This window comes from Rathayibacter sp. VKM Ac-2835, assembly GCF_013266705.1.
GTDB lineage: Bacteria > Actinomycetota > Actinomycetes > Actinomycetales > Microbacteriaceae > Rathayibacter.
In genome coordinates this window covers 1454656-1467764 of sequence record NZ_JABSNQ010000001.1, presented here as the reverse complement: position 1 = coordinate 1467764, position 13109 = coordinate 1454656, and the positions used below count along the sequence as shown (strand labels likewise).

The window sequence follows — 13109 nt, the reverse complement described above, 5'->3', positions numbered from 1 at the left end:
GTCGTCGAGGGCGGGGTCGCGCGGGGCGCGGCGGCGGTCAGTCTGGCCCCGCCGTCTGGATGGGATCTGGACGGTCGCTGGACGGATCGAGAGGGTCGAGAGCTCCTCCCCAGGGGCGTGACCCTGCGATGCTCCCACCGGGGAGGCGCAACCCCGCGCGGTGCGCCTGCCGCGCGGCCTACCGTGGAGCGACGCACGCCGCCGCCCTCACGAAGGAGCTCGACCATGACGCAGAACCCTCGCACCCTCACCTCCGGAGTCCGCGCATGAGCCGCGGCGTCGCCGTCGTCACCGGTGGCACCGCCGGTCTCGGCCGCGCCACCGTGCGCGAGCTGGCCTCGCGCGGCTGGGACGTCGCCGTGCTCGCCCGCGGGGAGGACGGACTCGCGGCCACGCTGGCCGAGATCGAGCAGGCCGGCCGCCGCGGTCTGGCGGTCCCGACCGACGTCGCCGACCGCGAGGCGGTCGAGGCGGCCGCCGACCGCGTCGAGGCCGAGCTCGGGCCGATCGAGCTCTGGGTCAACGACGCGATGGTCGGCGTCTTCGGTGAGTTCCTCTCGACCGACCCGGCCGACTTCGAGCGCGCCGTCGCGGTCAACTTCTTCGGCTTCGTCAACGGCACCCGCGCGGCGCTCTCGCGGATGACCCCGCGCGGCCGCGGCCACGTCATCCAGGTCGGCTCGGCGCTCGCGCACCGGGGCATCCCGCTCCAGGCCGCGTACTGCGCCTCGAAGTTCGGCGCCCGCGGCTTCACCGAGGCGGTCACCGCCGAGCTGCTGCACTCCAAGAGCAAGATCCGGCTCTCCGAGGTCGACATGCCGGCGCTCAACACCATCCAGTTCAACTGGGTGAAGTCGCAGCTGCCGCACCACCCGCAGCCGGTGCCGCCGATCTACGAGCCGGAGGTGGGCGCGATCGCGATCGCCGACGTCGCCGACAAGCCGCGCCGGCGCACGTGGGTCGGCGAGCCGACGGCCGGCACCATCCTCGGCGACCGCTTCGCCGGCGCCTTCATGGACTGGTACCTGGCCCGCAGCGCCTTCGACGGCCAGCAGGCGCCCGACAAGAAGGAGCCGATGCTCCCCAACAACGTCTACGAGCCGGTCCCCGGCGATCACGGCGCCCGCGGCCTGTTCAGCGACCGTGCGCACACGATGACGCCGCAGATCTGGATGATCCGCCACCGCGCCGCGAGCTACGCCGGCGCGGCCGTGCTCGGCGCGGCCGGGCTCGTCGGCGCCGTCGCGGCCCTGCGGAGGAAGTGACGTGGTCGACGCCGTCGTCGTCGGCTCCGGCCCCAACGGACTCTCCGCCGCCGTCACCCTCGCCCGCGCCGGGCTCTCGGTCGCGGTCTACGAGCGCAACGAGACCCTCGGCGGCGGCGCGCGGACGGCCGAGCTGACGCTGCCCGGGTTCCACCACGACATCGGCTCGGCGGTGCATCCGATGGCGCTCGCCTCCGGCTTCTTCCGGCGGTTCCAGCTCGACCGGCGGATCGATCTGCGCCTCCCCGAGATCTCCTACGCGCACCCGCTCGACGGCGGCCGCTCGGGCATCGCCTACCGCGACCTCGAGCGGACGGCCGAGGCGCTCGGACGCGACGGCGCGGCCTGGCGCGCGCTGATGGGGCCGCTCGCCGAGCGCGCCGACCGCGTCGCGGGCTTCACCAACGATGCCCTGCTGAAGATCCCGACCGACCCCTCCGTGCTGCTGCGCTTCGGCCTCCGCGTGCTCGAGCAGGGCTCCCCGTTCTGGAACGCCCGGTTCCGCGAGGAGGTCGCGCCGGCCATGTTCGCCGGAGTCGCCGCGCACGCGATCCGGCCGATGCCGAGCCTGTCCACGGCGGCCGCGGCGCTCGCGCTCGGCTCCTACGCGCACGCGCGCGGCTGGCCGGTGCCGGTCGGCGGCAGCCAGGCCATCGTCGACGCGATGGCGGACGACCTGCGCGCCCACGGCGGCACGATCGAGACCGGCGTCGAAATCACCTCGCTCTCGCAGCTGCCGAGTGCGCGGGCGGTCCTGCTCGACCTCACGCCCCGGGCGCTGCTCGCGCTCGCCGGCGACCGCCTGCCCGCGCCCTACGCCTCGGCGCTCCGGCTCTTCCGCTACGGCAACGGCGTCGCGAAGGTCGATTTCGCGCTCGACGGTCCGGTGCCCTGGACCGATCCGGAGCTCGCCGGGGCCGGCACGCTGCACGTCGGCGGCACCCGCGCCGAGATCGCCGCGGCCGAGCGCGACGTCGTCCGCGGCCGGCACAGCGAGAACCCCTACGTCCTCGTGGCGCAGCCCTCCGTCCTCGACCCGACCCGTGCGCCCGAGGGCAAGCACGTCCTCTGGGCGTACACGCACGTGCCGCGCGACTCGCCGGCCCACCAGCGGGAGGCGATCACCGCGCAGATCGAGCGCTTCGCCCCGGGATTCCGCGACCGCGTCCTCGCCGCGTCCTCGATGACGGCGCGCGACATGCAGGCCTGGAACCCGAACTACATCGGCGGCGACATCGCGGCCGGAGCGGCGAGCGTGGCGCAGCTGCTCTCGCGCCCCGTCCCCTCGTCGGACCCGTGGCGGACGCCCGCGAAGGGGCTCTACCTCTGCTCGTCCTCGACGCCGCCGGGCCCCGGCGTGCACGGGATGGCGGGCTGGCACGCCGCCCGCAGTGCGCTCCGGCACGAGTTCGGCATCCGCCGCACGCCCGACCTGTCCCCGGAGACGGGCCGGGCTCCGGGGCCGGACCAGGCGGGTGCGCCGGATCTGGCACGCTGAGACGCGGGCGGCACGACCCGCCCGCGTTCCCGCATGAGCCTCGAAGGAGCCCGCGATGTCCCGCAACACCCGCGTCTTCCACTGCCCGCCCGAGTCCGTCTTCGCCGTCTTCGCGTCCGGCTGGCTCTTCCCCTCCTGGGTCGTCGGCTCGTCCCGGATGCGCCGGGTCGGCCGCGACTGGCCGCACGTCGGCTCGAAGCTGCACCACTCCTTCGGCGTCTGGCCGCTGGTGATCGACGACGAGACGACGGTCCTCGAGTGGGACCCGTCGAGCCGCTTCATCATCCAGGCGGCCGGCTGGCCGATGGGCGAGGCGCGCGTCCGCCTCGAGGTGGAGCCGCACCGCGACGGCTGCAAGGTCCGCATCCACGAGACCGCCGTGAAGGGGCCGGGGACGCTCATCCCCAAGCCGCTGCTGCACTCGTTCCTCTGGGTGCGCAACATCGAGACCCTGCGCCGGCTCGCGCACATGGCGGAGGCGGGGGCCAACGGCCGCACGCTGCCCCCGGCGGCGCTGGCCTCGCCCAAGGACCGCGAGGGTCTCGACTCGCCGAAGCACGTCTGGTCGCGGCTGCTCGGCACCGTCGCCTCGCTCGCCGTCGGCTCGCTCGCGCTGCGGGCCGTTCTCGCGGTTCTGCGCCGAGCGCGGAGCTAGAGGGCCCGGAGCTGAGGGCCCGGAGCTGGGGAGCGGGGCGGCTCGGAGGAGCCGCCACGCTCGTCGCTCAGACGATGCGCTCGACGAGCCGCACGTGGTGCACGGCGACGCGGGTGGGCTCGCCGGCGAAGGCCGCCTCGCGCTCGGGGGAGGCGAGGTAGGTCCGCTCGATCTCGGCGAACGCCTCCGCGTCGCCCGGGGTGCTGACGGCCCAGACGAACTCGTTCACCTCGCGGTCGGCGAAGGCGAACTCGATCGTGAAGCCGTGCGCGGCGCGGGCGGGGACGATCTTGGCCCGGTACCAGGCCAGGAAGTCGTCCATCACCCCGTCGACGAGCTCGTAGCGGCGGAGCTGGACGGTGCGGTTCTCGGAGTCGCTCATGCCTCGACGGTACCGGGCCCGGATGCCGTGGAGGCGGAGCCGCTGCCGGGCCGCGCGCTACGCTCGCCCTTGTCGTTCCGGCGCCCGCTCCGCCGCACCCGTCCCCGCAGGAGGCCCGCCCTGGATCCCCGCCGTCAGCGCGCGATCGCCCTCCTCGTCGCGGGCTGCTTCTTCATGGAGAACCTGGACGCGACGATCGTCACCACCGCCGCGCCCGCGATCGGTGCCGACCTGGGCGTCGACTCCGCCGCCGTCGCGATCACCGTCACCGCGTTCCTGCTCACCGTCGCCGTGCTGATCCCCGCCTCCGGCTGGCTGAGCGAGCGGTTCGGCGTGCGCCGGGTCTTCACGATCGCGATCGCGGTCTTCACCCTCGCCTCGCTGCTCTGCGCGCTCAGCCCGACCCTGCCGCTGCTCGTGGCGGCCCGGGTGCTGCAGGGCGTCGGCGGCGCGCTGATGGTGCCCGTCGGCCGGCTCGCGGTGCTGCGCGTCACGCCGCGGGAGGGGATCATCCGCGCCATCGCCATCCTGGTCTGGCCGGGGCTGGTCGCGCCGATCCTCGCGCCCTTCGTCGGCGGGCTGCTGACGACCTACGCCTCCTGGCACTGGATCTTCCTGATCAACCTGCCGCTGGGTGTCGTCGCCTTCGTGATCGCGCGGCGGATCATCCCGGCCGGCGTCGAGGCCTCGCCGCCGCCGCTGGACGTCGTCGGCCTGCTGCTGGTCGCGGTCGGCCTCGGCGCGCTGGTCGGCGCGACCGGCTTCGTGACCGGCAGCGGCTCGGACACCGTCGCGCTCGGACTGGCCGTGACCGGCGCGCTCGTCACCGCGGTCGCGGTGCGGCACCTGCGCCGCACGCCGCACCCGCTCGTGCCGCTGGACGCCTTCCGCTTCTCCACGTTCCGCGTGGCGAATGCGAGCGGCTCGCTCTACCGGGCGACCATCAACGCGGTGCCGTTCCTGCTGCCGCTGCTCTTCCAGGACGCCTTCGGCTGGGACGCGGTGCAGGCCGGCTCGATCGTGCTCGCGCTCTTCGTCGGCAACCTGGCGATCAAGCCGGCCACGACCTGGCTGCTGCACACGGTCGGCTTCCGCGGGGTGCTCGTTGCGGCGAACGTCGTCGGCATCGCCTGCATGGTCGCGATGGCGTTCCTCGATCCGGACGTGCCGATCCCGGCGATCGTCGCGCTGCTGGTGCTCAGCGGCGTCGCCCGCTCGGCCGGCTTCACCGCCTACAACACGGTCACCTTCGCCGAGGTGGCGCCCGAGGGGATGTCGGGCGCGAACACCCTCAGCGCGACGACTCAGCAGATCGCCGCGGGCTTCGGCGTCGCTGCGGGCGGCATCGCGCTGGCCGCCGGCGCCGCGTTCGGCCCGGGCCTCGTTCCCTACCGCTTCGCCTTCCTGACGCTGGCCGTGCTGACCCTCGTCCCCCTCGTCGCCGCCGCCCGCCTCCCCCACGACTCCGGCAGCACCCTCACCCGCTGACCCTCGCCCCCCTCCCGCGAGATGCCACTTGTGCACGCGACACGCCGTGAAAGGCGTGCACAAGTGGCATCTCGCGGAGGGGAGTGCAGGGGGAGGGACCCGGTCAGAGGGTGAGGGCCAGGCCGTCGAGGATGTCGTGGGCCGTCGTGGTGACGGTGGTGACAGCGGGGGAGGCCTGCTGCACGGCGCGGAGGACCTCGGCCCAGATCGCGGCGCCGGCGCCGAGGACGTCCTCGCGGCCGGCGCGGACGCAGGGGAGCGCAGCGGTCTCGGCGGGCGAGAGCGCGGCGAGCTCGTCGCAGGCGGCGAGGACGTCGCGGATCGGCAGGGTCGCCTCGAGCGCCGCGCGGTCGTAGGCCTCGAGTCGGAGGACGTGCGCGGTGACCGTCAGCACCGTCGCCGCGACCCCCACGACGCTGCGCGCGGCCGAGAGGTCGACGGGGGAGGCGGCCAGCGCGCGTCGGACGTCGGCGCGGATCGCGGCCCGCTGCTCCTCGGTCGGCGCGCCCCCGCCGCCGCGGTGGCGCTCGGTGAGCCGGACGCTGCCGACGTCCATCGAGTGCGCCTGCTCGGGACCCGCGTCGCCCACGACCAACTCCGTCGAGCCGCCGCCGAGGTCGACGACCAGGACGGGCCGAACCGCGTCGACCGCCGAGAGCGCGCCGCGGAAGGAGAGGGCCGCCTCCTCCTCACCGCTGATCGTCTCGGGACGCACGCCGATGATCCGCTCGACCGCGCCGAGGAAGTCCTCGCGGTCGGCGGCGTCCCGGGTGGCCGAGGTCGCGACGAAGCGCAGCCGCTGCGCCCCCGACTCGTGCACCAGCGCCGCGTACTCGCGGGTCACGGCGAGCGTGCGCTCCAGCGCCTCCGGGTCGAAGCGCCCGGTGCGGTCGACGCCGTGCCCGAGCCGGACGAGCTCGGTGCGGCGGAGGACGTCGACGAGGCGCCCGTCCTCGACGTCGGCGATCAGGAGGCGGAGGGAGTTGGTGCCGCAGTCGAAGGCGGCCACGCGGATGGCGGTCATGCCGACAGTCTGCCCGTCGGCCCCGCCGCACGACCCGCCGGAGCCCCGCCACTAGATTGGCAGGGACGAGCCGAAGGAGCCCCCGTGCACGAACACCACGTCCGCGTCCACCGCAGCGACGAGGACCTCCCGCGCCACGGGCAGCTCGCCCACGCCCTGGCCGAGGTCGCCGCCGATCCCGTCGAGGTCGAGGCCGAGGTCGCCGAGATGGTGGTCAACCGCGTCATCGACAACGCCGCCGTCGCCGCCGCGTCGCTGGTGCGCCGCCCCGTCGTCGCCGCGCGCTCGCAGGCGCTCGCCCACCCCGCCTCCATCGGCGGCGAGGGCGGCACGGTCTTCGGCGTCGATCCGGGCCGCCGCGTCTCGCCCGAGTGGGCCGCGTGGGCGAACGGCGTCGCCGTCCGCGAGCTCGACTACCACGACACCTTCCTCGCGGCCGAGTACTCGCACCCCGGCGACAACATCCCGCCGCTGGTCGCCGTCGCTCAGCACGCCGGCATCGACGGCGCCCGGCTGGTCCGCGGCATCGTCACCGGCTACGAGGTCCAGGTCGACCTCGTCCGCGCGATCAGCCTGCACCGGCACAAGATCGACCACGTCGCGCACCTCGGCCCCTCGGCAGCGGCCGGACTCGGCACGATGCTCGGCCTCGACGTCGCCGTGATCGAGCAGGCGATCGCCCAGGCGCTGCACACCACCACCGCGACCCGGCAGTCGCGCAAGGGCGAGATCTCGAGCTGGAAGGCCTACGCCCCGGCGTTCGCCGGCAAGGCCGCGATCGAGGCCGTCGACCGGGCCATGCGCGGCGAGACCAGCCCGTCGCCGATCTACGAGGGCGAGGACGGCGTGATCGCCTGGCTGCTCGACGGCCCGGACGCCTCCTACGACGTCCCGCTGCCGGACGCCGGCGAGGCGAAGCGCGCGATCCTCGACACCTACACGAAGGAGCACTCGGCCGAGTACCAGGCGCAGGCGCTGATCGACCTGGCCCGCCGCCTGCACCACTCCCACCCCGAGGCCGCCGATCCCGAGCGCGTCGAGCGGATCGTCCTGCACACCTCGCATCACACCCACTCCGTCATCGGCTCGGGCGCGAACGACCCGCAGAAGTACGACCCGACGGCGTCCCGCGAGACGCTCGACCACTCCGTCCCCTACATCTTCGCGGTCGCGCTGCAGGACGGCGCCTGGCACCACGAGCGCAGCTACGCCCCCGAGCGCGCCGCCCGCCCCGACACCGTCGCGCTCTGGCAGCGCACGACGACGGAGGAGGACGCGGAGTGGACCCGCCGCTACCACTCGACCGACCCGGCCGAGAAGGCGTTCGGCGCCCGCGTGGAGATCCTGCTCACCGACGGCACGACGATCGTCGACGAGATCGCGGTGGCGGACGCGCACCCGCTCGGCGCGCACCCGTTCACCCGCGAGCAGTACGTCGCGAAGTTCCGCACCCTCGCCGCCGACGTGCTCGAGGAGCCCGAGATCGAGCGCTTCCTCGACCTCGCCCAGCGCCTGCCCGAGCTGACCCCCGACGAGGTCGCCCGCCTGACGATCGTCGCGGCCCCCGGCGTCCTCGCCTCCGTCGAATCCCCTCGCGGCCTCTTCTGACCAGAGGGTGATCCCCTCCGCGAGATGCCACTTGTGCACGCGACACGCCGTGGAAAGCGTGCACAAGTGGCATCTCGCGGAGCGGGGAGGAGGGGTCAGAGCAGGGCGTCCGTCAGGTGGTCCGGGGTGCCGAAGCGGTGGGCCGTGATGGAGACGGCCTGCTCGCGCCGGAACGGGAGCAGCTCCAGGCGGCCCGACTCGGTGGCCTCGCCCGCGTAGACCGCGAGGTCGGGGCGGCCGCCGGTGACGGACGTCACGGAGGAGGTGTCGGCGCCCAGCAGGCGCACGCGGCCGGCCCCGTGCTCCCGGACCCGCGCCGCGAAGGCGGCCTCGTCCTCGACGGCGACCGCGGTCGCTCCCGCGGCGATGGCCGACACGAGCTGCGGAGGCAGCGCCGTCGCGCTCGAGACAGCCACCCGGGCGCCCGCGGTCGCCGCGGCGACGACGACCTGCACGAGCGAGCCCACCGGCTCGCCGTCCGCCAGGCGGATCAGCACCGGGGAGTCGTACGGCAGGTGCCGGAAGACGTTCCGCTCGGCGGCCAGCCCGGTGACGTCGCGGGCCGAGCCCTCGGCGTGGGCCTGCGCCGCGCTGCGGGCCGTCCGCTCGACGGCGTCCGCCTCCGCCGCGGTCAGCTCCGCGCGTGCAGCGGCCACGAGCCGGCCGACGCGCGGGTCCTCGAACGCGGTGGTGGCCGTCGACGGCGCGGAGGTCCACGAGCCCAGCCCCAGCAGGTAGTCCGGTCCTCCGGCCTTGGTGCCCGGTCCGACCGCCGACTTCTTCCAGCCCCCGAACGGCTGGCGCTCGACGATCGCGCCGGTGATGCCGCGGTTGACGTAGAGGTTGCCGGCCTGGATCCCGCCCAACCAGGTGCCGATCTCGGCGGGGTCGAGCGCGTGCAGCCCCGAGGTGAGGCCGTAGTCCACCTCGTTGACGAGCGCGATCGCGTCCTCGAGCGTCGCCGCGGTCATGATGCCGAGGATCGGGCCGAAGTACTCGGTGCGGTGGTACTCGGAGCCGCGGCGCACGCCGTCGCGGACGCCCGGGCTCCACAGCATCCCGGTGTCGTCGAGGGCGCGCGGCTGCAGCAGCCAGCGCTCGCCCTCGCCGAGCGTCGTCAGGCCGCGCAGCAGCTTGCCCGCGGCAGGCTCGATCACCGGCCCCATGCGCGTCGCCGGATCGGTCGGCAGGCCGACGGTGAGCGAGTAGACCGCGTCGAGCAGCTGCGCGCGGAACCGCTTGGACCGTGCGACCGAGCCGACCAGCACGACGAGCGACGCCGCCGAGCACTTCTGACCGGCGTGCCCGAAGGCGCTCGAGACGACGTCCTTCACGGCGAGGTCGAGGTCGGCCGAGGGCGTGACGATGATCGCGTTCTTGCCGCTGGTCTCGGCGAGCAGCGGCAGGTCGTGCCGGAACGAGCGGAACAGCTCGGCGGTCTCGTAGGCGCCGGTGAGGATCACCCGGTCGACCGACGGGTGGGCGACGAGGTCGGCGCCGAGCTCCTCCTCGGGCAGGAGGAGCAGCAGCAGCGCCTCGCGCGGCACGCCCGCGGCCCAGAGCGCCTCGGCCAGCACGGCGCCGCAGCGCGCGGTCGGCCCGGCGGGCTTCAGCACCGCGGCCGAGCCGGCGGCCAGTGCGGCGAGCGCGCCGCCCGCGGGGATCGCGACCGGGAAGTTCCACGGCGGAGCGACGAGGGTCAGCTGCGCGGGGTGGAAGACCGCTCCGTCGACGGCGTCCAGCTCGCGGGCCCGCTCGGCGTAGTAGTGCGCGAAGTCGATCGCCTCGGACACCTCGGGGTCGCCCTGGTCGATCGTCTTGCCGGCCTCGGCGGCCATCACCTCGAGCAGCTCGCCGCGGCGCGCCTCCAGCTCGTCGCCGGCCCGGTGCAGGATGCGCGCCCGCTCGTCGGCGGGCAGCGCGCCCCATGCGGAGCCGGCGGCGCGGGTCGCGGCGAGGGCCGCCTCCAGCTCGTCGCGGGTGCTGATCGTCGCCGCCTCGATCGCGTCGACGCCGGCGCGGGAGCCGGGCACGCGGGCGAGGATCTCCTGCGCCCAGGCCCGGTTCGCCGCGACCGACGGGTCGGTGTCGGGGGTGCTGCGGAAGTCGCCGAAGCCGGGGCGGCCGGTCGCGGCGAAGCGGTCGGCGACCCGGTGCGCGGGCGGCACCGCGCCGTCGAGCGCGCTGACGGAGGCGCGGAAGCGGGCCTCCTCGCGGGCGAACAGCGCGGGCTGCGCCTCGAGCTCGAACACGGCCGACATGAAGTTGTCGCTCGACGCGCCCTCCTCGAGCCGGCGGATCAGGTACGCGATCGCGACGTCGAACTCGGCGGGGGAGACGACCGGCGTGTAGAGCAGCAGCGAGCCGACGGTGCGGCGCACCGCCTCCGCCTGGCCCTGCGCCATGCCGAGGAGCATCTCGTACTCGATCCCCTCGCGGACGCCGCGCTCGCCGGCCAGCAGCCAGGAGTAGGCGACGTCGAAGAGGTTGTGGCCGGCGACGCCGACCCGCACGTTCCGGATCCGGTCCGGGTGCAGCGCGTAGTCGATCACGCGCTTGTAGTTGGTGTCCGAGTCCTGCTTCGTCGACCAGGTCGCCAGCGGCCAGCCGTGCACGGAGGCCTCGACCTGCTCCATCGGCAGGTTCGCGCCCTTGACCAGGCGAACCTTGATGCCGGCGCCGCCGCGGGACCGGCGCGCGGCGCTCCACTCCTGCAGCCGGATCATCGCGGAGAGCGCGTCGGGCAGGTAGGCCTGCAGCACGATGCCCGCCTCGAGACCGAGGAACTCGGGCCGGTCGAGCAGGCGGGTGAAGACCGCGATGGTGAGGTCGAGGTCCTTGTACTCCTCCATGTCGAGGTTGACGAACTTCTGCGGGGTCGCGGCCGCGGCGCGGGTGAAGAGCGGGGCCAGCTCCTCGACGATGTCGTCGACCGCGGCGTCGAACGCCCACGGGTTGTGCGGGGCGACGGTGGAGGAGACCTTGATCGAGACGTAGTCGACGTCGTCGCGCGCGAGCAGGCGGTGCGTGCCCTCCAGGCGGCGCTGCGCCTCCTTGCGGCCGAGGACCGCCTCGCCGAGCAGGTTCATGTTCAGCCGGACGCCGTCGCGGCGGATCTTCGCGATCGCCGGGCCGAGCCGCGAGTCGGTCGCGTCGATGATGAGGTGCCCGACCATCTGCCGCAGCACCCGGCGGGCGATCGGCACGACGACGTCGGGGAGCAGCGGGGCCACCGCGCCGCCGAGCGCGACAGCGCCGCGCATCGGAGCGGGCAGGAAGCGCGGCACGCCGCCCGCGATCGAGCGCAGCGCCGCGGCGGCGACCTTCGTGTCCTCGGGGCGGACCACGCCGTCGACGAAGCCGACCGTGAAGTCGAGGCCGCTCGGGTCCTTCAGCACGCCTGCGAGCTGGGCGCCGGACGCGTCCACCGGGACGTCGGCGGCGTCGCGCAGCCACTGGCGCACCAGCGCGACACTCGCGTCGACGAGGCCGGGGTCGACGCTGTCCGCGGCGGGACCGTCGGGGGAGGGGCCGGTGGAGCGGGCAGGCGCTGCGAGATCCGTCATGACGTCAGTATCCGACCGGGGTACCGTTGAGCAGAAGCGACCGTTCCTTACCGGTACCGGTCAGCTCTGCTTACTCGTCTTCGCCTTCGAATCGAGGTCGCCCGTGCTCGACGTCCGCCGCCTGGTGCTGCTGCGCGAGGTCGCCATCCGCGGCACGCTCGCCGCCGCCGCGGAGGCCCTCGCCTACAGTCCCTCCGCCGTCTCGCAGCAGCTGACCGTGCTCGAGCGCGAGACCGGCGTCGAGCTGCTGCGCAAGGTCGGGCGGCGTGTGCAGCTCACTCCGCAGGCCGAGATCCTGGTGGCGGCGGCCGGCGAGGTGCTGGCGCTGCTCGAGCGGGCGGAGGCGGCGCTGGCCGCGTCGGGGGAGTCGGTCACCGGGCGGGTGCGGGTCGCGGTCTTCCAGTCCGCGGCGCTCGCGCTGATGCCCGGCGCGCTGCGCTCGATCGCGGAGCGCGCGCCCGAGGTGCGCGTCGAGATGGTGCAGCGCGAGCCGGAGGGCGCGCTGCACGAGACCTCCTGGGCGCGCGAGTTCGACCTGGTCGTCGCCGAGCAGTACCCGGGCCACTCGGTGTCCTGGCTGCCGGGCCTCGTGCGCAGCGACCTGACGACCGACGCGATCCGCCTCGCGGTCGGCCGCGACTCCGCGATCCGCGACCTGCGGAGCGCGCGCGACGCCGCCTGGGTGATGGAGCCGCGCGGCACCGCCAGCCGGCACTTCGCCGAGCAGACCTGCCGCGTCGCGGGCTTCGAGCCGGACGTGCGCTTCGAGACCGCCGACCTCCAGGCGCAGATCCGCCTCGCCGCCTCGGGCAACGCGGTCGCGCTGATGCCCGACCTGGTCTGGGCCGGCGGTGAGGCCGACTGCCGCCTGCTCGAGCTGCCCGGCCGTCCGCGCCGCACCATCTTCACGGCGCAGCGGGAGGCGCAGCTCGCCTCGCCCGCCGTCCGCGTCTTCCGCGAGTGCCTCGAGGAGATCGCCGCGACCTACGCCTGACCCGCCCCTCCCCCTCCGCGAGATGCCACTTGTGCACGCTTTTCACGGCGTGTCGCGTGCACAAGTGGCATCTCGCGAGGAGCGATGGGAGCGTGAGGGACGTGGATGCGGACGAGGTGCGGCTGGTCGAGACGACGGCCGACGATGCGGTGGCGGGGCGGCTGTTCGCCGTGCAGGAGGCCGAGATCATGCGGCGCTACGGCGGCGACGACCCAGGGCCGCGCCCGCCCGCGGACGCGCCGACGCTGCTGCTGCACGTCGGGCCCGACGTCGTCGGCTGCGTCGCGCTCGCCGCGGAGGGAGAGATCGGCGAGATCAAGCGGATGTTCGTGGTCGAGGCGGCGCGCGGCCGCGGTCACAGCCGCGTCCTCCTCGCGGGAGTCGAGGAGCTGGCCGTCCGCCACGGCGTGACGCTGCTCCGCCTGGTCACCGGCATCGAGCAGCCCGAGGCCATGGCGCTCTACAGCAGCTCGGGCTACGACCCGATCCCCGGCTTCGGCTACTGGGGCGACGAGCCGGCGACCCGCTGCTACGCCAAGCGGCTCGATCCGGCGAGGGCGGCGGGCTGAGGCGACGTCGCGCGCCGACGCGGAGGGCACGGCCGGAGATGAGGAATGCTTGCCTCTGCC

At 74.6% G+C, this 13109-nt stretch carries 10 protein-coding genes; 7 read left to right on the top strand and 3 right to left on the bottom strand.

Annotated elements, in window-relative coordinates; genetic code table 11:
- The first annotated feature begins 266 nt into the window (after window positions 1–266).
- From HRK28_RS06980 to HRK28_RS06970, 3 genes are read left to right on the top strand one after another with little or no spacing between them, the layout of a single operon-like run.
- Window positions 267–1265, top strand: coding sequence for an SDR family oxidoreductase (locus HRK28_RS06980; protein ID WP_173250804.1), 999 nt, complete (start codon window positions 267–269; stop codon window positions 1263–1265).
- Window position 1266: 1 nt separating this feature from the next.
- The gene (locus HRK28_RS06975) at window positions 1267–2763 is read left to right on the top strand and encodes an NAD(P)/FAD-dependent oxidoreductase (protein ID WP_173250803.1); all 1497 of its coding nucleotides are present in this window, start codon (window positions 1267–1269) and stop codon (window positions 2761–2763) included.
- Window positions 2764–2818: 55 nt separating this feature from the next.
- Window positions 2819–3418, top strand: a complete 600-nt coding sequence (locus HRK28_RS06970) for an SRPBCC family protein (protein WP_173250802.1) — start codon at window positions 2819–2821, stop codon at window positions 3416–3418.
- Between the two features lie 67 nt (window positions 3419–3485).
- Here HRK28_RS06970 and HRK28_RS06965 read toward each other — a convergent pair whose 3' ends face one another.
- Window positions 3486–3800: an NIPSNAP family protein gene (locus HRK28_RS06965; protein WP_160087067.1), complete on the bottom strand. Its 315-nt coding sequence runs from the start codon at window positions 3798–3800 to the stop codon at window positions 3486–3488.
- Window positions 3801–3869: 69 nt separating this feature from the next.
- On the opposite strand from HRK28_RS06965, the gene HRK28_RS06960 reads away from it, so the two are divergent.
- Window positions 3870–5288 (top strand): MFS transporter, encoded by a 1419-nt coding sequence (locus HRK28_RS06960; RefSeq protein WP_254304505.1) that lies wholly within the window; start codon window positions 3870–3872, stop codon window positions 5286–5288.
- A gap of 103 nt (window positions 5289–5391) precedes the next feature.
- Here the strand turns inward: HRK28_RS06960 and HRK28_RS06955 are convergent, their stop codons facing one another.
- Complete coding sequence (locus HRK28_RS06955; RefSeq protein WP_173250801.1) at window positions 5392–6312, bottom strand: exopolyphosphatase; 921 nt, start codon at window positions 6310–6312, stop codon at window positions 5392–5394.
- Between the two features lie 84 nt (window positions 6313–6396).
- On the opposite strand from HRK28_RS06955, the gene HRK28_RS06950 reads away from it, so the two are divergent.
- Window positions 6397–7920: an MmgE/PrpD family protein gene (locus HRK28_RS06950; protein ID WP_173250800.1), complete on the top strand. Its 1524-nt coding sequence runs from the start codon at window positions 6397–6399 to the stop codon at window positions 7918–7920.
- Between the two features lie 95 nt (window positions 7921–8015).
- On the opposite strand, the gene HRK28_RS06945 is transcribed toward HRK28_RS06950, so the two are convergent.
- Window positions 8016–11486, bottom strand: a complete 3471-nt coding sequence (locus HRK28_RS06945) for a bifunctional proline dehydrogenase/L-glutamate gamma-semialdehyde dehydrogenase (RefSeq protein ID WP_173250799.1) — start codon at window positions 11484–11486, stop codon at window positions 8016–8018.
- A 103-nt stretch (window positions 11487–11589) separates the two neighbouring features.
- On the opposite strand from HRK28_RS06945, the gene HRK28_RS06940 reads away from it, so the two are divergent.
- The gene (locus HRK28_RS06940; RefSeq protein ID WP_160087075.1) at window positions 11590–12480 is read left to right on the top strand and encodes a LysR family transcriptional regulator; all 891 of its coding nucleotides are present in this window, start codon (window positions 11590–11592) and stop codon (window positions 12478–12480) included.
- 92 nt (window positions 12481–12572) lie between these two features.
- Entirely contained in the window at window positions 12573–13049 is a 477-nt protein-coding gene (locus HRK28_RS06935) for a GNAT family N-acetyltransferase (protein WP_217274409.1), read from the top strand.
- The last annotated feature ends 60 nt before the right edge of the window (window positions 13050–13109 follow it).